General features: G+C 38.6%; 18 protein-coding genes. 5 read left to right on the top strand and 13 right to left on the bottom strand.

Going from position 1 to position 21,572, the window contains the following annotated elements:
- Nucleotides 1-6 precede the first annotated feature (6 nt).
- The 6 genes from A9500_RS07055 to A9500_RS07030 form a co-directional block, all read right to left on the bottom strand.
- Nucleotides 7-936, bottom strand: coding sequence for a LysR family transcriptional regulator (locus A9500_RS07055; protein ID WP_065244386.1), 930 nt, complete (start codon nucleotides 934-936; stop codon nucleotides 7-9).
- A gap of 114 nt (nucleotides 937-1,050) precedes the next feature.
- A complete protein-coding gene (locus A9500_RS07050) occupies nucleotides 1,051-3,006 on the bottom strand; it encodes a site-specific recombinase (protein ID WP_065244385.1) in 1,956 nt (651 codons plus the stop codon).
- A gap of 143 nt (nucleotides 3,007-3,149) precedes the next feature.
- A complete protein-coding gene (gene fbpC, locus A9500_RS07045) occupies nucleotides 3,150-4,202 on the bottom strand; it encodes a ferric ABC transporter ATP-binding protein (protein WP_005696376.1) in 1,053 nt (350 codons plus the stop codon).
- 24 nt (nucleotides 4,203-4,226) lie between these two features.
- A complete protein-coding gene (locus A9500_RS07040; protein ID WP_065244384.1) occupies nucleotides 4,227-6,284 on the bottom strand; it encodes an iron ABC transporter permease in 2,058 nt (685 codons plus the stop codon).
- 11 nt (nucleotides 6,285-6,295) lie between these two features.
- Entirely contained in the window at nucleotides 6,296-7,333 is a 1,038-nt protein-coding gene (locus tag A9500_RS07035; protein ID WP_065244383.1) for an ABC transporter substrate-binding protein, read from the bottom strand.
- A 75-nt stretch (nucleotides 7,334-7,408) separates the two neighbouring features.
- Nucleotides 7,409-8,449 carry an ABC transporter substrate-binding protein gene (locus tag A9500_RS07030; protein ID WP_065244382.1) on the bottom strand — a complete coding sequence of 347 codons (1,041 nt, stop codon included), beginning with the start codon at nucleotides 8,447-8,449 and terminating at the stop codon, nucleotides 7,409-7,411.
- Between the two features lie 190 nt (nucleotides 8,450-8,639).
- On the opposite strand from A9500_RS07030, the gene udk reads away from it, so the two are divergent.
- Genes udk through A9500_RS07010 form a run of 4 tightly spaced genes read left to right on the top strand, consistent with a single transcriptional unit; the run spans nucleotide 8,640 to nucleotide 12,243 of the window.
- Nucleotides 8,640-9,281, top strand: coding sequence for a uridine kinase (gene udk / locus A9500_RS07025; protein WP_065244381.1), 642 nt, complete (start codon nucleotides 8,640-8,642; stop codon nucleotides 9,279-9,281).
- An 8-nt stretch (nucleotides 9,282-9,289) separates the two neighbouring features.
- The gene (gene dcd, locus A9500_RS07020) at nucleotides 9,290-9,871 is read left to right on the top strand and encodes a dCTP deaminase (protein ID WP_065244380.1); all 582 of its coding nucleotides are present in this window, start codon (nucleotides 9,290-9,292) and stop codon (nucleotides 9,869-9,871) included.
- Nucleotides 9,872-9,874: 3 nt separating this feature from the next.
- Entirely contained in the window at nucleotides 9,875-11,065 is a 1,191-nt protein-coding gene (locus tag A9500_RS07015) for an AsmA-like C-terminal region-containing protein (RefSeq protein WP_065244379.1), read from the top strand.
- The gene (locus A9500_RS07010; RefSeq protein WP_065244378.1) at nucleotides 11,065-12,243 is read left to right on the top strand and encodes a sugar transporter; all 1,179 of its coding nucleotides are present in this window, start codon (nucleotides 11,065-11,067) and stop codon (nucleotides 12,241-12,243) included. The genes A9500_RS07015 and A9500_RS07010 overlap by 1 nt, the downstream gene beginning before the upstream one ends.
- 47 nt (nucleotides 12,244-12,290) lie before the next feature.
- Here the strand turns inward: A9500_RS07010 and A9500_RS07005 are convergent, their stop codons facing one another.
- The 5 genes from A9500_RS07005 to uvrD all read right to left on the bottom strand — a co-directional run bounded on the left by A9500_RS07005 (nucleotide 12,291) and on the right by uvrD (nucleotide 18,458).
- Nucleotides 12,291-13,274, bottom strand: a complete 984-nt coding sequence (locus tag A9500_RS07005) for a peptide ABC transporter ATP-binding protein (protein ID WP_065244377.1) — start codon at nucleotides 13,272-13,274, stop codon at nucleotides 12,291-12,293.
- Nucleotides 13,267-14,250 (bottom strand): dipeptide ABC transporter ATP-binding protein, encoded by a 984-nt coding sequence (gene dppD / locus A9500_RS07000; protein ID WP_065244376.1) that lies wholly within the window; start codon nucleotides 14,248-14,250, stop codon nucleotides 13,267-13,269. Before dppD ends, A9500_RS07005 begins: the two co-directional genes overlap by 8 nt.
- Nucleotides 14,251-14,258: 8 nt before the next feature.
- Entirely contained in the window at nucleotides 14,259-15,155 is an 897-nt protein-coding gene (locus A9500_RS06995; RefSeq protein ID WP_065244375.1) for an ABC transporter permease subunit, read from the bottom strand.
- Nucleotides 15,156-15,167: 12 nt separating this feature from the next.
- Nucleotides 15,168-16,172: an ABC transporter permease subunit gene (locus A9500_RS06990; protein ID WP_065244374.1), complete on the bottom strand. Its 1,005-nt coding sequence runs from the start codon at nucleotides 16,170-16,172 to the stop codon at nucleotides 15,168-15,170.
- 108 nt (nucleotides 16,173-16,280) lie between these two features.
- The gene (gene uvrD, locus A9500_RS06985; protein ID WP_049370179.1) at nucleotides 16,281-18,458 is read right to left on the bottom strand and encodes a DNA helicase II; all 2,178 of its coding nucleotides are present in this window, start codon (nucleotides 18,456-18,458) and stop codon (nucleotides 16,281-16,283) included.
- Nucleotides 18,459-18,605: 147 nt separating this feature from the next.
- Here uvrD and A9500_RS06980 point away from each other — a divergent pair, with 147 nt between their 5' ends.
- On the top strand, nucleotides 18,606-19,652 hold the full coding sequence (locus A9500_RS06980; protein ID WP_065244373.1) for an ABC transporter substrate-binding protein: 1,047 nt from the start codon (nucleotides 18,606-18,608) through the stop codon (nucleotides 19,650-19,652).
- Nucleotides 19,653-19,707: 55 nt separating this feature from the next.
- Here A9500_RS06980 and A9500_RS06975 read toward each other — a convergent pair whose 3' ends face one another.
- Nucleotides 19,708-20,628, bottom strand: coding sequence for a glycosyltransferase family 8 protein (locus A9500_RS06975; protein ID WP_065244372.1), 921 nt, complete (start codon nucleotides 20,626-20,628; stop codon nucleotides 19,708-19,710).
- Between the two features lie 75 nt (nucleotides 20,629-20,703).
- Nucleotides 20,704-21,513, bottom strand: coding sequence for a formate dehydrogenase accessory sulfurtransferase FdhD (fdhD, locus tag A9500_RS06970; protein WP_065244371.1), 810 nt, complete (start codon nucleotides 21,511-21,513; stop codon nucleotides 20,704-20,706).
- Between the last annotated feature and the right edge of the window lie 59 nt (nucleotides 21,514-21,572).

Below are 21,572 nucleotides of genomic sequence, written 5' to 3'. Positions count from 1 at the left end.
GACCTACTACAACTCTAAAACAGACAAACCAGGTAAGGTCGAAAAACTTTGTGCTTTTACTGTTTGATGGAAATCTTCGATATAAGCTAAATTAGCATCTTCTTTACGAATCGCTGCATAAAGGTTGCTATATAGCCCTTCTTCTGTAATTTTACGCGCCACCACATACCCTTTTTCTAAATAAGGTAATGCTGCCCAATAAGGTACGGTAGCAATGCCACGATGACTCGCTACTAACTGGATCAAAGCGATCGTTAGCTCTGTTGTACGACGAGGTGGATTAATACCTTTCGGTTTCAACACTTGACGATATAAATCTAACATATCATCAGGAACGGGATAGGTTACCCAAGTTTCTTCAGCAAAATCTTCCGCCTGCCAAACGTCTTTATTGGCTAATGGATGATCTTTAGAACAGATCCCCACCATTTCATAAGAAAACAGCGGCTTAAATAAAATATCATCGTTTTGTTCAACGTCTGACACAATCGCCCAATCTGCACGATGAGATAATAACAATCCAACCGGATCAGTGTGGAAACCAGACACAATATCCAATTCTACCAAGCTCCAATGCTGACGAAATTCATCCATCGCCGGCATTAACCAGTCGAAACAGGTATGACACTCTACTGCAATTCGTAATTGCCCTGCATCACCGTGTTTTACGCGTGCAAGTTCACGTTCTGCATCAACCACTTTTGGGAGAATTTCATTGGCAAGACGAATCAAACGATCGCCTGCAGCAGTAAAACGCAATGGATTACTTTTACGCTCAAAAAGAGGTAAACCGAATTGCTCTTCCATTAATTTAATTTGATGAGAAAGTGCCGATTGTGTTAAATAAACACGTTTTGCTGCCATCGAGACGCTGCCCGTTTCCTTTAAAGCAAGCAAGGTTCTTAGGTGACGAAGTTCAAGAAATGTGGGTTTCATTAGAATAATTCATAAAGTTATAGCATTAGATGAGCAACATGATAACGCAAATTAAATTTGTCGAAAAGAAAGTGCGGTCAAAAACGTTGATATTTTTGACCGCACTTAAGCCGATTATTTATCTAATTGAACAGGAAGAAATAAGCTCAATGGGCGTTTTTTCACAATTTGACAAACTTCATGCCAAATTGGCCACCAGCTATCAATTTCCGCATTCAAAGAACGCAATGCAACCCAAAGCGTTAATGAAAAACTGACAATTAAATTCACCAAACCAATCAACAATACAAAACCAATGCATTGTAAAAGCAATGAATAGGTAAAATGTCCGCTCACGGCAATATAGCCCACATTTGCAGATGAAAATGCCACATGACGAATATCTAACGGAAGATGCGTTAAATAACCTACCACACCCGTAATACCAAGCAGCATACCAAAGCAAAGGTTACCGATAAGCGAGCCATAATTCTCATGCATATAATTAGCAAATTTAACGCGAGATTTCTCAGACATTAATTTTTTCAATAACGGATGTTGGGCTAAACGCATGCGCATATTCAAATAATTGCTGCGGTTATCAAAATAGCCCGAAATAATCCCTGAGCAGAATAACCATACACCCGCAATGGCTGCAAACCATAAGGTTCCCGCAAAAGGATCAATGCTATGCAACTGATAAGCGATTTGATCAGCATTCATCAACGGCTCACCTGTTTTATATTGGTAACCAAAGGCAATCAATGCGGCTAAGCCCATCGCAATGAGCACATTACCTAGCACAGCAATACTTTGAGAACGAAATACATCCACTAATAATTGGGCCAATTTCATATTGACGGCTTTACCTTGAGGCGTTTTCTCAACAGCCTCAGCAAAACGGGCTGCAGTCATGGCTGGCTGTTTGGTTGCAACTGTGAAATGCAACATAAAGATCACCATAAAACCTAAGCCGTAATTTAAGCCTTCGGCAATCCCTTTCCAGACTTTGTCATCAATGATGCTACCTAGATAGGTTTTAAATAACGCCATCAGTGCAATTAATACACCACCACCCGCTGCAGAATAAAACATTGCCCAATACTCTTTTTTATCTCGAGTAATGTAATGCTCACCATGATCGCCGGCATTCTGCGTAACACTACGAGCCATTAATCTTGAGCTTTGTTTCCATAGTCGCGAAATACTATGACGTTCCGCTGCCGCACGAGCAAAACAACCGGTTAATAATAAGATTCGACGCGGCAAATAGCGATTTGAAACAAAAATCGCCATCAAGGTTTCTAATCGTTCTAAAGTCTGTGAAAGACGTTCCAATAAATACGCTGTATTTAAGGACGATCCCACTACTGCCCCACGTTTCTGTAAGCCAATAATCAATGCCTTACATTGATCAAACATTACCTGTAAATGGCTATCATCAAAAACCGTTGATTGACGACGCGCCTCTACCCAATCAACTACTTCATGGTGTAAAGCCACAAAAGGCGAATCTGCATTCAACAGAGAAGGCTCCATTCGCATCAACTCAGGATCCATATCTTCAGCGGCAATCCAAATTGAAAGCATTTCAATGGCAAACAGCCCTTCACTTTCAATATGATTTTTTAAACGCTCACGATCTTTTTGTTCTGTATAACGGGTTAAAACACCAAATACGCCTCGCCAGGTTTTTAACGGAACGGCATCAATCCAGCGGGCATCATTTTTATCGCTAAACAATAAATAGAAAATATCACGTAAATCATTAATATCTTTAAAAGACGGGTTAAAACGCTCATAAATGCGCGTTTTCATTTCTTGCCCAAAACCGCCACGCGTAAGAATACCACTACTAATAAACAACGGGTAAAGGCGTAAACCACATAACCAACCACATAATAATTTCGAAACAGAACAGCCTAATTCTTTATCGTTCTTTAAGATAAACTTAAATAAATGTAAGGTTGGAGAAATTTTTTCTGTAGGGCTACTACGTAATAATTGACACAGCCCTTCCACAAGACCAAAGGCATCATTTTCCTCGACTTTATTACGCAAAAATTGCGGTAAAGTATCAGGTTTTATCATGCTTTCCTCCTGTAATCGTTTATATTCAAAGGGTAGTATTATACAGATCTGTTAGGAAAAATAAAATGAAAGGAAAAGTGCGGTCAATTTTGAAAGGGTTTTAAAAGAAAAGGCGTATGCTTCCATCCGCCTTTAAATTGGTATTATTTCTCTTTCTTCAATAAGAAAATACCTTGTTCAGAGAAATTCACATAAGCTTGTTTGAGATCAGCATTGAAGTCTTCTGGTTTGGTGTTAATGAGCAATTCTTTGCCTGCCCAAATTGCCACCACTTCCCAGTGATTTCCCATATAGACTGCACTCTTGATTTCACATTGTTGTGCTGCCTCGCCTTCTGCTTTTAAGTAAATTGCTTCAGGACGTACGCCTACTAAGCATTCACCATCTGGTAAATTGAATTGTGCCGCATTGCTTAATGGTAATTTGTAGCCATTTACGTCAATGGTGTTATTTTCCAATTTACCTTCAAAGATGCTCGATTCCCCCATGAAGTTTGCAAGGAATAAAGAGTTTGGACGCAAATAAAGCTCTTTTGCCGGTGCTTTTTGCATGATTTTACCTTTATTCATGACGATAACTTCATCGGATACCGCAAATGCTTCGGTTTGGTCGTGAGTCACATAAAGCGAGGTAATACCTAAACTTTGTTGTAATTCACGGATTTTTTCACGCATAGAACGACGTAAGTTTGCATCCAAGTTACTTAATGGCTCATCAAAAAGTAATACTTTTGGTTTTAGTACTAACGCACGTGCCAATGCCACACGTTGTTGTTGACCACCCGAAATTTGATCCACAAAACGATCTTCAAAACCTGCTAAGTCAACCAACTCTAACGCTTCTTTTACACGTTTAGCACGTTCTTCTTTACCCACGCCTTGCATACGTAAACCGTAGCCAACGTTATCACCGATACTCATGTGTGGGAATAACGCATAAGATTGGAATACGATACAAATATCACGATTTTGAATAGATGATTTGGTTACATCTTCACCATCAATAAAAATTTGACCTGAAGTTGGGTTTTCTAAACCTGCCACTAAACGTAACACGGTGGTTTTACCACAACCAGATGGACCTAATAAGGTCACCATGGTGCCACGTTTAATGGTTAAATCTAAATTATCAATGACTGTGGATTTACCAAAAGATTTAGTGATATTTTTTAATACTAAGAAATCATTATTACTCATAATATTTACCTACAACTTAACGAGTTAATTCATTTTTTTCGCTTTAGAACGGGAAATTCGGGTATCACCCACAATCCAGTCAAAGAATAAAATAATGGCCATCATGACTACTATCAGAATTGAACCATATGCAATTGCAATTCCGTATTCACCATCTTCTACGCGATTTAGAATATAAGATGTAGCAACACGGGTATCTGCTGTAACTAAAAATACAATTGCACTTACTGTAGTCATTGCTCTAACAAAGCTAGTTACAAGCGCTGAAAGCAAGGCTGGTTTTAATAAAGGGAAAACAATAAAACAAATAGTTTTAAAAGAGCTTCCTTTTAATGATAAAGAGGCCTCATCTAAAGATTTATCTAGTTGTCCTAATCCAGCAATAGCCGCTCGCATACCTACAGGCATATTACGCATAACCATTGATAAAATAACAATTAATGCCGTTCCTGTTATATAAATTGGAGCATCATTAAAGGCTAATATATAGGATACCCCTGCCACTGTACCAGGTACGGCAAAACATAACAAAGTTAGGAACTCTAAAGTTTTTTTACCTTTAAATTCCCGTCTTACAGTAATGTAAGCAATAAGCAAGCCAAATAATGCTGTTATTGGAGCTGCTGTTGCAGCAAAAATGACTGTTTGAATTAAAGATGGCCATGCACCATCACTAAAGCCTTGACCAAATAATGTAATATAATTTTTAAGTGTCAAAGTGTAATCAACACCCCAGTTCACCGTAAAACTACCGTAAAAAATACTACCATATAGCAGAACATTAAATAGTATCCAGAATGCTAACACAAAAGTAATTGTGTACTTCATTGTTACAGGAAGATCTTGTACATCACCACGATAAGACTTACCCGACACAGTAGTATAGGAGCGATTACCAATCCACCAATATTGAATAATAAAGATACCTAATGAGAAAATAAGAAGTATTGTTCCCAATGTACTTGCAGATGCATAATCTAACTGAGAACCGGCAATATAAAAGTAAATTTGTGAAGAAATAACGTCAAAGCTCCCCCCTAAAACTAATGGGGTACTAAAATCAGCTATAGACTGAATTGCAACAACTAAAAAAGAATTTGCTAATGCAGGTTTTAGTAATGGGAAAATGATATTAAAGAAAGTTTGGTAACGATTTGCACGCAAAGTATAAGAGGCTTCTTCAATTGATGGATGAATAGACTTTAAAGCCCCCTCTAATATCATAAAAGACATTGGTGTCAAAGCAAGTGTATGAGCAATAACAATTCCAGTAAAACCATACAACCAATTACTTTCAAATCCTAAATATTCAACTAAATAATGAGTAATATACCCTGAACGACCAAGCATCAATGTTACCCCTAAACCAACAACAAATGGCGGGGTCACAATTGGAAGAATAGAGAATATTTTACCAATAACTGCACTACGCTTTGCAATTCGAGTGGTATAAAGTGCAAATACTAAACCAAACGCAGTTGCAAGAATACCAATTGTTCCTGCTACAGCAAGTGAGTTTAAGATAATACGTATAACATAAGGCTGTTTAACAATATCGAATACCTGCCCTGGTACAAATTCATCTCCTTTGTAAAACATTGAGATAAAAATGGCTAAAGTAGGATAAACAATAAAGAAGAATATGAGTAATACAATGCTTAGCAATGACGCGATAACAAATTTATCGCTTTGCATTACTTTCATTTTAGCAAGAGCATTTGTTGAAATACCAATTAAAGCAATTGTAAGAATAAACTCGGAATAACCTAGACTGAATTTTGTAATACTTGCTGAAATCATTACAAAAGAAAAAATTAAGCAAGCTAAGAAAAATTCGATTTTACCTTGTTGTACCGTCCCTCTTCCTTTATATAAAAAAGAAAATATAGGAATAAGAAATAAAGAACCAAACCAAAACCAACTCAAATTTATTGAGCTCCATCCCATAGCTGCGAGGAGCTCATCTTTTGTTGAATCAAAAATACCATAATACAATGCCATAGAAGGCAAAAGGGCAAAGCCTGCCATAGCAAGCATTACCCAAAATAGATTGGAATTGAGAAAATAATACTGCTTTCTCATAAAGCCTCCATTTATTTATTTAATTTAACTTCTCTCACCCAACGATCGATCAAGCCACTACGTACATCTGATGCGCCAAATTTGTTAAAATCATAATTAATTAAATTTAGTTCATTAGATTTCAATGCATAAGGTGAAGATGTTGCATTTACATTTGTAAGAATGTGATGTGATTGTGCTTCTTTCCAGGAAATTTCTTGTGCCTCTTTAGACATAACCCAGTCGACAAACAATTCTGCATTTTTTAAATTTCTAGCATTTTTTATTACACTCACTCCACCAAGTTCATAACCAGTCCCTTCACAAGGAACTACTACTTCAATAGGTGCTCCATTCTGTTTTTCAAAAGAATAGTTTTGTAAAAAACCAATGCCTATTGTTGTTTCACCTCGAGCTAAATTATGAGCAGGTGCCGTTCCTGCTTTAGGATACTGTGAAATATTCTTATCTAATGCTTTCAAATAATTAAATGCCTCATCCTCTCCCCAAAGCTGTACAAATGTTGCTATTGCAGTGTATGCAGTCCCAGCACTTTGAGGATCTGAAATTTGAATTTCATTTTTAAATTTAGGATTAAGCAAATCTTTCCAGCATTTTGGAATTTCGGTAATTCCTAACTTTTTCAATTTTTCTGTATTAACCCCGAAACCTAGTACTCCCATATAAACTACCGAGCTGTAATTTCCTTTACGACGTCCAGGATCTTTAAATTGAGGCATAACTTCTGTAAGCATTGGCGATTGATATGCAGTTAGCAAATCCATCTCAGCAGCCTGAGAATGTGTATCAAATGTCCCACCATACCACACATCAGCTTGTGGATTATTTGTTTCAGCCTTTATTTTAGCTAGTGTGCTGCCTGAACTATTACGAATAAAACTAGCATCTACATTGTATTTTTTAGCAAAAGATTGCACCTGTTTTTCACACACTGAGTTTTGTGCACTGCAATATACTACCAACCGACCTTCAGCAATTGCTGAACTAGTAAAAAAGATCCCGCTAAACAAAGCAGCTGACAGACTCAAAGATATAGTTGATTTTTTCATTGATTGACTCCTTTTTATGTTTTTAGCTATAGGCTAAAAAATTAGGCGGACATCCCCGCCTAATTCATCTATAAATTATTTCGCTAATTTAACGTCTTGAACCCATTTTTCAATTAAGGCTTTACGTTGTTCAGTTGCACCGTATTTTTCAAAGTCATAATTGATCAGGTTAAGTTTGTTTGGATCAAACGCAGTTGGCGATTGTTCCGCAGTGGTGTTGGTTAAGATTTGTAAAGAGTCACCTTGTTTCCACGCTAACTCTTGACCTTCTTTAGATAATGCCCAATCCACAAATAATTTTGCGTTATCGATATTACGCGCACCTTTTAAGATACTTACGCCACCTAACTCATAGCCGGTACCTTCACAAGGTACGACTAATTCCAATGGCGCACCTTGACGTTTTTCAAGTGCATAATCGTGTAAGAAGCCGATACCTACCGCGGTTTCACCACGTGCTGCATTACGAGATGGGGTTACACCTGATTTGGTGTATTGAGATACGTTTGGATGTAATGCTTTCAAGAAATCAAAGGCTTTATCTTCGCCCCAAAGTTGAACGAAAGTAGCCAATGCAGTGTAAGCTGTACCTGCACTTTGTGGGTCAGCAATTTGCACTTCGCCTTTTAAGCGAGGATCAGTTAAATCTTTCCAGCATTTTGGGACTTCTTTAATACCTAATTTTGCTAAACGCTCAGTATTCACACCAAAACCTAAGATACCCATGTAAATCGCAGAGACATAATGTCCTTTGGTTTTCGCTGGATCACGGAAACGCTCAACAATTTCATCAATGTGTTTAGATTTATAAGGTTCGATTAAACCTAACTCTGCAGCTTGTGCTTGAGGGTCGAATGTACCACCAAACCAAACGTCTGCTTGTGGGTTATTTTTTTCCGCTTCAACTTTTGCAAAAGTACTGCCTGAACCGTTACGAATAAATGAGGTTTTCACATCATATTTTTCGCCAAAGGCTTTCGTTGTCGTTTCACAAAGAATATTAGTCGCACTACAATACACCACTAAACGCCCTTGAGCATTAACAGCTGATGATGTCATTAAACCTGCAGCTAAAAGTGCGGTTGAAATTGAGAGAGAAATTTTATTCATTTTCATTGTAGACTCCTCATAAATAACACAGATGAAATAATAAAAACGAGCACATCGTAAGCGCAAACGAAAAAAATTTCCGTGAAGTACTTCACAAATTTAAAAAATTAAAATAAAAAAAGAAAGAAAGGTGAATTTAAGCTGATTTTTCTTTATAATCCCAATAATTTTTACCTTCCGTTTTTGAGGACGTTCCATGTCAAACTCATCTTGTATTATCATCGCCATCACGGGTGCATCCGCTTCAGGCAAAAGTTCCATCGCATCTACTGTTCATAAAGAACTTTGCAACGAGTTAGGATGCCAAGAAATTGGGATTATTGCTGAAGACAGCTACTATAAAGATCAAAGCCATTTAGAGATGAGTGAGCGCATAAAAACAAACTATGACCATCCCAATTCAATGGATAGAGATTTACTCATTCAACACTTAAAAGACTTAAAAAACGGAACCGCCGTAGATATCCCAGTTTATAGTTATGTTGATCACACCAGAACAGGCGAAACCAAACACTTCACCCCGAAAAAAATTGTGATTTTAGAAGGCATCTTATTGCTCACTGATGAGCGAGTTCGCCAATTAGCCGATATTTCTGTATTCGTGGATACCCCATTAGACATTTGTTTTATCCGCCGTTTACAACGTGATATGGAAGAACGTGGTCGTTCATTACAATCTGTTATTGACCAATACCGCGCAACCGTTCGTCCAATGTTCTTACAATTTATTGAGCCATCAAAACAATATGCGGATATCGTGATTCCTCGCGGTGGTAAAAACCGTATTGCGATTAATATGTTAAAAGCTCAAATTCTTCATTTATTAAACGAAAAATAGGAAAAATCATGCGTCTTTGCGATACCGATATCGAACGCTATCTAGATGATGGCATTATTTCTTTAACGCCTCGTCCTGACAACGACAAAATCAATGGTGCAACCATCGATGTGCGTTTAGGCAATTCATTTCGCGTATTTCGTGAGCATTCAGCCCCTTATATTGATTTGAGCGGTCCGAAAGAAGAAGTTTCTGCTCAACTTGAATCGGTCATGAGCGATGAAATCATTATTGGTGATGATGAGGCCTTCTTCTTACACCCAGGTATGTTGGCGTTAGCCACCACATTAGAGTCTGTGAAACTCCCTGCCAATATTATCGGTTGGTTAGATGGTCGCTCTTCACTTGCTCGTTTAGGCTTAATGGTGCATGTTACCGCTCATCGTATCGATCCAGGTTGGGAAGGTAAAATTGTGTTGGAGTTCTACAACTCGGGCAAATTACCTTTAGCATTGCGTCCCAATATGGTGATTGGTGCATTGAGTTTCGAAGTGTTAAGTGGCCCGGCAGCGCGCCCTTACACTAGCCGTAAAGATGCCAAATATAAACATCAGCAAAATGCGGTGGCTAGCAGAATTAATGAGGATTAATCAATGAAAAAGATCGCAATTAGCCTGTTGATCGTGCTGTTTGCGATCTTTGCTTTTTTTTATGCACAAATTCAAAAACTGGAAACAGTGATTACTACCGCACTAGCTCAGCATGAAACTACCTTCCAAGAGTTTAATATGGGCATTTTCCCTGAGCCGTATATTTCCTTTGACAAAGTTCAACATAATCAAATAAGTATTGAAAAAATAACTGGAAAATTTTCTCTGCTATCATTAGTTTTGGGTAATGCTCAACTACAAGAATTAGTTGCTCAAAATATCAAGTTATCCCCAAAGGCACAAAACTCAGCAAATGTTCAAGTGCATTTCAACGGTTTCCCACTTAATTATATTACTAGTGATGATATTCCATTTAGCACAACAACTCTCATTACTGTTGAACTAGCAAAACCACTTTATGGCAGTAATAGAATCTTTAATTTTCGTTTTCTCAAAGGTCATGTTACCCTCCGTCGGGAAAGTGAATCACTTATTCAATTTGATCATGTTCAATTCAATCAGCAAGACCTGGGCTATATTGAAATTCATACAGATTTAACAAAGCCACAGAAACGTGCCATTGCTTACATTAAGCCTAGATGCACCACAAATTGTCTTGCTGTACTCAAATTTGATAGCTATCTACAAAAAAGTGCGGTCAATTTTTCTGGTAAAAATTTTCCTTTAACTCAGTTGTTAGCTTTACTTAATTTCCCGCAAACCATGACAGGTACGAGTGATTTTAACACTCAATTAGCCTTTACAAACTCAGAATTAATCGAAGGGAAATTTGATTTTAATGCGCGTGATGGCGAGCTTTTAGGATTGAATTTATTAGATATGGCGGCACAGTATTTACCAATTAATTACAACAGTGATTTAACTGCGAGCAGAAATATGAATACGCCTTACGAGCGTTTTGAATCAAATCTTTCGCTTGAAAACCACTTACTTAAAGTAGATAAAATAAGCTTAAAAACAACCGCACTTTTAGGTGAAGGTTCTGGAGCCATTGATTTAGATAATGTACAATGCGACGTCAATTTAACTTTAAGATCAACTGACGAAAAATACAAAAAACTGGCATTGCCTATTCGCTTTTTCGATAGCTGCTATGCACCACAATACAAGTTAAATATTGATAAAAATTTCCGTCATCAACTTAAGGAATTAATTAAAGAGAAATTAAAATAATGTCATTTTATCAGAAAGCAGAAAGAACCCAATATTGGCGCGTAGTTATCATGGCTTGCGCCGCTTTTATTTTTAATACCACGGAATTTGTACCTGTTGCTTTACTCACCGATATCGGACAAAGCTTTAATATGCAAAGCTCTGATGTGGGTTTAATGATGACTGTTTATGCTTGGACAGTCATGATTATGTCTTTGCCTGCCATGCTCGCGACAGGTGATATGGAACGTAAAGGCTTGTTACTGAAACTTTTCGTGATTTTTATTATCGGCCATATTATCTCGGTCATCGCGTGGAATTACTGGATTCTTCTTATTGCCCGTATGTGTATTGCGGTAGCGCATTCACTCTTCTGGGCAATTACGGCATCATTAGTTATGCGTGTGGCACCGAAGAATAAAAAAACACAAGCAATTGGTATGCTCGCCATTGGTACATCCCTTGCAACTATTTTGGGCTTACCGTTAGGACGTATAGTTGGTCAATTAGTTGGCTGGCGTATTACTTTCGCAATCATTGCTGCATTAGCTGTGGTTGTGATGGTATTCATTATGCGTTTATTACCAAATCTACCAAGTAAAAATGCCGGCTCACTCTCTAGCCTACCGATTTTGGCAAAACGTCCATTACTCATTGGACTTTATGCCACAACGGTACTTATCGTTTCTGCCCACTTTACAGCCTACACCTACATTGAGCCATTTATGATTCAAATCGGACAAATGGATCCTAGTCTTACCACGATGATTCTTTTAGTTTTTGGTATTTCAGGTGTGACAGCGAGTGTAATTTTTAACCGATTATACCGTTTTGGAGCCACACAATTTATTATCCATGCAATTCTGCTATTAGCTATTTCCTTAGGCTTTATGCTTACTTCGGCTGGCTATACCGCAACAATGTTTGCCTTAGCCTTTATTTGGGGTATAGGAATTTCTTGTATCGGACTCGCATTACAAATGCGCGTGTTGCAACTTGCACCCGATGCAACAGACGTAGCGAGCGCCATTTATTCAGGTATTTTTAATGCAGGTATTGGTGCAGGCGCACTATTTGGTAATCAAATCGCTCGTCACATTGGTCTTGAATATATAGGCTTTAGTGGTGCAGCATTAGCTATGATTGCACTCGGCATCTTTGTCTTCTTTAATTTCCGCTATCGCACTCAAAACGCCTAAAAAAATGACCGCACTTACTCAAGTGCGGTCATTTTCTTTTCTCTTTTCTAATCGAGATGGAAGCAAGCAATGAGCTTACCATCAGGGTATTTTTCCAATTTAGGCTGCTCATTTCGACATTTATCGGTCGCTTTCCAACAACGTGGATTAAATGCACAACCTTTTGGTGGATTAATCGGACTTGGTAATTCTCCGGTTAATTTAATCCGTTGACGACGTAATTCAGGTGACAATCTTGGTGTCGCCGAAAGTAAAGCTTGCGTATAAGGATGTTGTGGATTTTTAAAGATCTGCTCTTTTGTGCCCATTTCAACACAGCGACCTAAATACATCACCATCACTTCATCAGCAATGTGTTCAACCACCGAAAGATCATGGGAAATAAAGACATAAGATAAACCTAGCTCAGCTTGTAAATCCATCATCAAATTCAGTACTTGTGCTCGTACAGATACGTCTAATGCAGAAACAGGTTCATCCGCTACAACCACGTCAGGATCAAGCATTAAACCACGGGCAATCGCGATACGCTGACGTTGTCCGCCCGAAAACATATGTGGATAGCGATTGTAAAACTCAGCGCGCAATCCTACTTTTGCCATCATAGACAATACTTTTTCTTTACGTTCTTTAGCTGATAAATTGGTATTAATGACTAAAGGTTCTTCCAAAATTGTGCCGATTTTCTTACGCGGATTTAGTGATGCGTAAGGGTTTTGAAACACGATTTGGATTTTCTGACGGCGCAATGCTTTCGTTCCGTGATCATTCTCTAAGAAATTTTGCCCGTTGTAATATAACTCGCCTTCTGTCGGTTCTTCTATCATCGTCAATAGACGACCAAGTGTCGATTTACCACAACCAGACTCCCCTACCACGGCAAGGGTTTTGCCACGCTCTAAGGAAAAAGACACACCATCTAATGCTTTCACTTGCTGTGTTTTAGCAAACATCCCTTTTTTGACAGGATAATATTTTTTCAGCCCAATAGCATTGAGCAATGGTGCATTTTCTTGTGCGACATTAGACATTGCTTGGTTCTCCTTGGGCATTTAATGGGGTGTGACATTTAACTTGTCGATTTCCCACTTGGCGTAATTCAGGTTCCACACTTCGACAAAGATCGGTCGCATACGGACAGCGTGGATTTAACAAACAACCTTGTGGGCGATCGTATTTACCTGGCACCACACCGGGTAAAGATTGCAAACGAGCTTTACCTTCTGCGAACTCAGGTAAAGAATGCAATAACGCTTGAGTGTAAGGATGTTTTGGCTCACGGAAAATATCTTCCGCCCGCCCTTCTTCCACTACTTGTCCTGCATACATCACAATAATACGATGCGCCGCTTCTGCGACTAACGCAAGATCATGCGTGATCAGAATCAACGACATACATTCTTTTTGCTGTAACTCAAGCAACAAATCTACAATTTGAGCTTGAATGGTCACATCCAGTGCGGTGGTTGGTTCATCAGCAATGAGCAATCTCGGTTTACATGCAATCGCCATAGCAATCATAACGCGTTGGCTCATCCCACCAGAAAGCTGATGCGGATAAACATCAATACGTGATTCAGGATCAGGAATACCGACTAAACGTAATAGCTCTAAGGTGCGTTCACGACGTTCTTTTTTGCTGCCGCCTTGATGCGCCTTAATCGCTTCCATAATTTGGAAACCTACTGTATAAGCAGGATTTAAGCTTGTCATCGGGTCTTGGAAGATCATGGCAATATCTGCGCCAACTAATTCCCGCTTTTCTTTTGGCGGTAATCTTAAGAGATCTTTACCTTCAAATTCTAGCCCTTTCGCTGAAACACGCCCAGGAAAATCAATTAAGCCCATCACAGCAAGGGAACTTACTGATTTTCCCGAGCCAGACTCGCCAACAATGCCTAATACTTCGCCTTGATTAACTTGGTAGCTAATGCGATCCACCGCTTTAAAAGGTGCTTTTTCATCACCAAAGTGAACAGAAAGCTCTTTTACATCTAATAATGCCATTCTGCCCCCTATTGTTTTAATTTTGGATCGAGCGCATCACGCAACCCGTCGCCCATTAAGTTAAATGCTAAAACAAGCGATAAAATCACTAAACCTGGAATGGTAACCAACCAGTTTGCCGCCTGCATAAAGCTACGTGATTCAGATAACATAGTACCCAATTCTGGTGTTGGTGGTTTTGCGCCGATACCTAAGAAACCTAAAGTCGCTAATTCTAAAATCGCATTAGAAATCCCCATCGTCATTTGTACGATAAGCGGTGCAAGGCAATTCGGTAAAATCACAATAAACATTAAACGTAATACGCTTGCTCCTGCCACTCGTGAAGAGGTGACATAATCTCTGTTTTTCTCGTTTAATACTGCTGCACGTGTTAAGCGCACATAACTTGGAATCGAAACCACGGCAATCGCCAACGTCGCATTCGTTAAAGAAGGCTCTAAAATTGACACCACCACAATGGTTAAAAGCAAGTTTGGGATAGCCAACATAATGTCAATAAAACGAACAATTAATGTATCTAATGCCCCGCCATAATAGCCAGCAAGCAAGCCAAGACTCGTCCCTAAAATGCAAGATAAAATGACAATAATGAAACCTGCAAAAACAGAAATGCGCGTACCATAAATAATGCGAGAAAGAATATCTCGACCAATGTCATCCGTACCCAGTAAATAAGCTGAATTGCCGCCTTCATACCACGCAGGCGGTAACAATAGCGCTGAACGATTTTGTTCGATAGGATCAAAAGGTGCTATCCAAGGGGCAAAAATACTGATTAATGCAACAGCAAGGATAAAAGTGAGCCCAATCACCGCCCCTTTATTTTGTTTGAAATAAAACCAAAACTCCTGCAACGGTGTGTGCGGTGCGAAGGTTTCAATAGGTAAAGTTTGTTCCGTCATTAATAAGGCTCCTTATTGATGGCGAATACGTGGGTTTACCACGCCATAAAGTAAATCGATCGTCAAATTCACCACAATAATAATTGTAGCAATAATCAACACTGCGCCTTGTAAGACGGGATAATCGCGATTGGTAATAGCATCAATAATCCATTTACCAATGCCCGGCCATGAGAAAATTGTTTCGGTTAAAACCGCACCGGATAATAATTGTCCTACAATCAAGCCCACAACGGTTACAACAGGGATAAGTGCATTGCGCAGCGCATGAAAAATTACAATTCGGGTATAACTTAAGCCTTTCGCTTTTGCGGTACGAATATAATCTTCCCCTAATACTTCCAACATTGAGGAGCGAGTCATTCGGGTAATCACCGCAAGTGGAATGGTACCTAGCACAACAGCAGGGAGAATCAATGACTTAACTGCATTTTCAAAAGCACCTGGTACACCTGAAAGCCAAGTATCGATTAACATAAAACCGGTTGGTGTATCGATCCAGAAACTGTCTTCTAAACGTCCCCCTTGTGGCAAACCAAACCAAGGTGAAACATATAAAATCAAAATCAATCCCCACCAGAAAATTGGCATGGAATAACCCGTTAATGACATGGCCGTCACAGTATGAGAAATCCAACTATCTTTTTTGACGGCCGCAATCGTTCCGAGCGTAATACCCGTAATTAACGACCAAAATAGCGCAAAGAAAGCTAATTCAAACGTGGCAGGAAAGAGTGTGAAAAATTCAGTCAGAACAGGCTGTCGAGTACGGAATGACTCACCAAAATCGCCTTGTATCACATTGCCAATATAATTGAAATATTGCTGATACAACGGTAAATCAAGACCAAGTTGTTTCATCATTTGTTGATGAACTTCTGGCGTTAAACCTCGCTCTCCCATCATAATCTCCACGGGATCACCCGGAATAAAATGAATGAGAGCAAAAGTCACAAAAGTAATGGCGATAAAGGTAGGAATCACCATTAAAATGCGTTTTAAAATAAATTTAAACATCTACTTCCCACATGATAAAAGTGCGGTTGTTTCTGCGAACGTTTTCGCACTGGCATATTGAATATGAACACTAATATTCATACTCGTTGCAATAAAATCCTCCCGATTCTACCGCACTTTTTCTAATTTTGCCAAATGCGCAATCAGCCACTTAATGCCTTGAGCTTGGAAAGCAATTTGTAAACGGGTGTTATTATCTGAGCCTTCAACGTTTATAACTGTGCCAAAACCAAACTTTTCATGTTTCACTTTTTGCCCCATTTTCCATTCATTTTCTGGCAAACTCGTGCTTAAACTTCCTACTTTCGCTTGGTTTAATGCCCGAGTCACCGTTCCGCGCAAACGGATTTCTTGAATGCATTCTGATGGTAATTCTGTGATAAATCGCGAAGGCAAATGACGTTCTTCTTTCGTATAAACACGACGGCTTTCCGCATAACAAATGGTGAGTTTTTGCTTCGCTCGAGTAATGCCCACATAAGCAAGACGGCGTTCTTCCTCCAAACGACCAGGCTCTTCAAATGAACGGAAACTTGGAAATACGCCCTCTTCTACCCCCACCATAAATACGCGCGGGAACTCCAAGCCTTTTGCAGAGTGTAAGGTCATCATTTCCACACAAGATTGATGCGGCGAAGCCTGCTCTTCTCCCGCTTCTAAAGAAGCATGAGTTAAAAAAGCGGTAAGATCGGTCATATCCTCTGCGTCATCAGGTTTGATAAATTCTCGGGTTGCCGTCACCAATTCTTCTAAGTTTTCAATACGCACTTCACCTTTCTCGCCTTTTTCCTGTTTATACATATCGTATAAGCCAGAATGTTTAATCACGAAATCAGTTTGTGCAAACAATGGCATTTCGGCTGTATCAACCTGTAAAGAATTAATCAACTCCTGGAAACGAAGTAATGCGGTTGAAGCACGTCCCGTTAGCATATTTTCTTGTGTGGCCACTTGCACGGCTTGCCATAAGGTAATTTGACGTTCACGGGTTAAATTTCGTAACACATCTAAAGTACGATCGCCAATACCACGCGTAGGTGTATTAATCACACGTTCAAACGCGGCGTCATCTTGACGATTATTAATTAAGCGTAAATACGCCAATGCATCTTTAATTTCTTGGCGTTCGAAGAATCGCATCCCGCCATAAATTCGATAAGGAATTTGACAACGAATTAAGGCTTCTTCAATAACACGAGATTGGCTATTACTACGATATAAAACAGCACAATCATCTAATTTCCCACCGTCATCTACCCAATTTTGGATCTGAGACGCCACAAATTTAGCTTCATCTAACTCATTAAATGCTGCATAAATACCCACTGGCTCACCCATTTCACCGTCGGTCCATAAATTCTTACCGAGACGATCACTATTATTCGAAATAAGTTGGTTGGCACTTTTCAGAATATTGCCAGTAGAACGATAATTTTGCTCCAAACGAATCGTTTCAGCGTTGAAATCTTTTAGGAATTTTTGAATATTTTCGACCTGTGCACCACGCCAACCATAAATGGATTGGTCATCATCGCCCACAATCATCACTTTGCCCGTATTACCGGCAAGAATTTTAATCCAGGCATATTGGATTTTATTGGTATCTTGAAACTCATCCACCAAAATGTGCTGAAAACGTTGCTGATAGCGTTGCAAAATCACAGGCTTTTTAGCAAATAATTCATACGCACGAATTAACAATTCAGCAAAATCCACCAAGCCCGCACGATCACAAGTATCTTGATAAATTTGATAAATCTTAATCCACTCTTTTTCCTGACGATCACCAAAATCATTAATATCTTGCGGTCTTAAACCTTCATCTTTTTTATTATTGATATACCAACACGCTTGTTTTGGTGGAAATGCTTTATCGTCATAATTGTGCAATTTCATCAAGCGTTTTACTAAACGAAGTTGGTCTTCAGAATCCAAAATTTGGAAGTCTTGTGGCAAGTTCACATCTAAATGGTGAGCGCGTAATAATCGATGGGCAATGCTATGGAATGTCCCAATCCACATACCAAATAGATTCGATTGAGCATGTTTGGATAAGGTATCTTGAATACGATGACGCATTTCAGCAGCGGCTTTATTGGTAAAGGTGACCGCCATAATGCTGCCTTCAGAAATATTTTCTACGGCAATCAACCAAGCAATACGATGAGTCAATACACGAGTTTTGCCACTTCCTGCACCAGCAAGCACAAGGTAATTACCAAGTGGTGCTGCCACTGCTTCACGTTGTTTATCATTCAAGCCATCAAGTAATTCTGAAATATCCATCGCTCTTATTTTAATCTGGTTAAATTTACAGGGATTATAGTGGGAATTATATTTTTAAACAATCCTAATGTTTACAAATTTCCTCCGTCCGCTTAATATGAGCGGCCCAAACAAGAACGATAACTAAGATTAAAAAAGAGAACCTATATGCTAATTAAAACAACATTAAAATTGACCGCACTTTCTACCCTTGCGGCACTCTCCTTCACATCTCATGCGCAGGCTGAAGGTAAACTCACTGTTTATTGTAGTGTACAAAACGTTGTATGTGAAAAAGTCACGCAAGCCTTTAGTAAAAAATACAATGTAGATGCACAATTTGTGCGTAATAGTACAGGCGTCGTATTAGGCAAAATTAAAGCTGAAAAAGAAAACCCACAAGCTGATTTCTGGTTTGGTGGCACCATTGAACCCCATCTTCAAGCCGCAGAATTAGGCTTACTTGAATCCTATCGCTCCCCATTACAAAAAGACATCATGCCCCAGTTTAAATCTTTAATGGAGCAACGTGGTAATTTCACTTCTGTTATTTACTTAATGGAACTTGGCATTGGGGTCAATACTAAAAAATTAAAAGAATTGAATATTCCTGCACCACAATGCTATGCGGATCTCATCAAACCTGAATATCAAGGACAAATTCAATATCCTGATCCGCGTGTATCAGGCACGGGCTATTCCCTTATCAGCACCTTTTCCACATTATGGGGAGAAGAAAAAGCCTTTGACTATCTGAAAAAACTAGAACCCAATCTAATGCAACATACCAAAACAGGCCTTGCCAGCAACTATTTGGCTAACGGTACCGTAGCGATTGATTTAGGTTTTATGTTGGTTTATCCGCGTGAGAAGAAAAATGGTGCACCAGTTGAAGGCATTTTACCATGCGAAGGCGTGGGCTATTCTTTAGGCGGGGCAAGCATCATTAAAGGAGCTAGAAATCTTGATAATGCCAAACTGTTTATGGATTTCATGCTAAGCAAAGAAGCCCAAGAAATTCCTTGGAAAGAATCAGACTCTTATCAACTTCCAACCAATATCCATGCAGAACCTGCACCAGGTTTCCTACCTGCTAGCAAATTAAAACTGGTGGATATTGATTTTATGAAATTTGGTACAGATCAAGAAGGCAAACGCCTCACCCAACGCTGGGTTTCTGAAGTACTCTTAGAGGGTAAATCACCAAAAGAATAAAAGGAATAAACAAAAAGTGCGGTCAAAATAAGAATGTTTTTGACCGCACTTGTTTTTATAGATTCTTAGATAAATAATACTCTTGAATACTTTGCCAAGTTAGATTCTTATAATAATGGTACACTGAATGAAAAATTGTTTCGTCTTTATATTCAGGTATCCAAGGCTTTCTATCTGTTATATAGTGAATAATCCATGGAGATTCAGTTACTAATGGTAAAAATGTGAAGTTATAGTGAGCTTGAACATTATAGCGAACATCAATTCTTAGCCAGCGATTAAATAGAACAAAGTTCAAAATATCTTGATCTGCGTAGAGTACATCTGAATAATATAATGCTGTAGCTAACAGTTTACTCGTCATATTTTCTTCTCTACATTTTACTAAATCCCATAATATTACACCTGCATTAAAATAAGGTTTAAAATTTTCTCCACCTCGGTAAGAAATACATGATTCTAGTTCTTTGGGCGTGTTTAAAACATACCAGTGAGGTGTATTTTCATTTGATAAATTATAGTCATCAATAGCCGCAATCGGACAGCCTTTCATATCAACATGAAATAAATTTGATAATGATGAATTTACAACAACATCGCTATCTAAATAAAGCACCCGCTCTTCTTGAATTAATTCTGGAATTAAGAATCGCGCATAAGTGAGTTCATTAACATGTTTTAATTTATTAGGTAGTTGTTTTATGATTTCGTTGATAGCTAATGAATTGGGCATTATTTTTTGGTTTAAACGTTGAATATCTGGATTAGCCTCATTTAACCAAATAGGTGAAAGGTGATTGTTAAACTTCGTGAGATTTTGAGCTTGAGTAATCAGCCAATCTTCTGGAATGTCGGTATGAATAATATAGATATGCACCTGAGAGTTATGGTAGCAAATAGATTTTAATAAGATTTCAAGTGGTTCTAGGTAATTTTTATCTGCACAAAGTGCAATATTTATTTTATTTGTTGTCATATTTATTCCAATTTTACAGTTAAAGCTTCTGAGAACATCATCATCAATCAAAGGATTAGAATTCCTTATAAAAACTTAAGCTAAAACCAACCGCTCTTTACCCGCATAGATATTGGCTTTTCCTGTGCGAGCAAAGCCGATAAGGGAAAGATTGTGTTGTTCAGCCATATTGACAGCAAGATCTGTCGCAGCAGAAATCGCAACAAGTAACTCGATGCCACAAGCTACCGATTTTTGAACCATTTCATAACTGGCTCGGCTTGAAACAAGTACAAATCCTTGCGGTTGATTCTGTTTAGTATACCAGCCGATTAATTTATCTAGTGCTACATGTCGCCCCACATCTTCTCGAATCGCCAGCAAATTACCGGACAAATCAAAAAAGGCCGCAGCATGTGTTGCACCTGTTTCTTTCCCGAGTTCTTGATTAGCTTGTAATTGTTCTAAGCAGCCATCTAATAAATTTAAATTAAATTGGAAAGTGCGGTCTAATTTTGGCAATTTTTTATAAACTTGCGAGATTTGTTCTGTGCCGCAAATACCACATCCTGTTCTGCCTGTTAATGTTCGGCGATGATCTTTTAATGCCACAAATTGGCGGCTAGATAATTCAATTTGCACTTCAATACCATTGCATACTTCCACCACATCAATGCCATAAATATCCGCTTTTTTCTCAATAATGCCTTCTGCGAGTGAAAAGCCTAAAGCAAAATCCTCTAAATCTTGTGGAGAACACATCATGACGGTATGCGCAATACCATTATAGACAAGTGAAACAGGGACTTCCGCAGCGAGACTATCTTGTTTTTCAATAAAAAGTGCGGTCGGATTTTCAGGTGTTTTTTTAAAAAAATTGATTGTTTTTTGGATTATCCAGTGCATTATTTTTTCCCAATAAAATGGTCACAGCAAAAATGTTACTTTTTTTTAACAAAAAATGC

This window comes from Haemophilus sp. CCUG 60358 (assembly GCF_001679485.1).
In the GTDB taxonomy this organism is placed as follows: domain Bacteria; phylum Pseudomonadota; class Gammaproteobacteria; order Enterobacterales; family Pasteurellaceae; genus Haemophilus_D.
The sequence above is the reverse complement of the archived record's forward strand: the minus strand, read 5'-3'. Positions and strand labels throughout refer to the sequence as shown.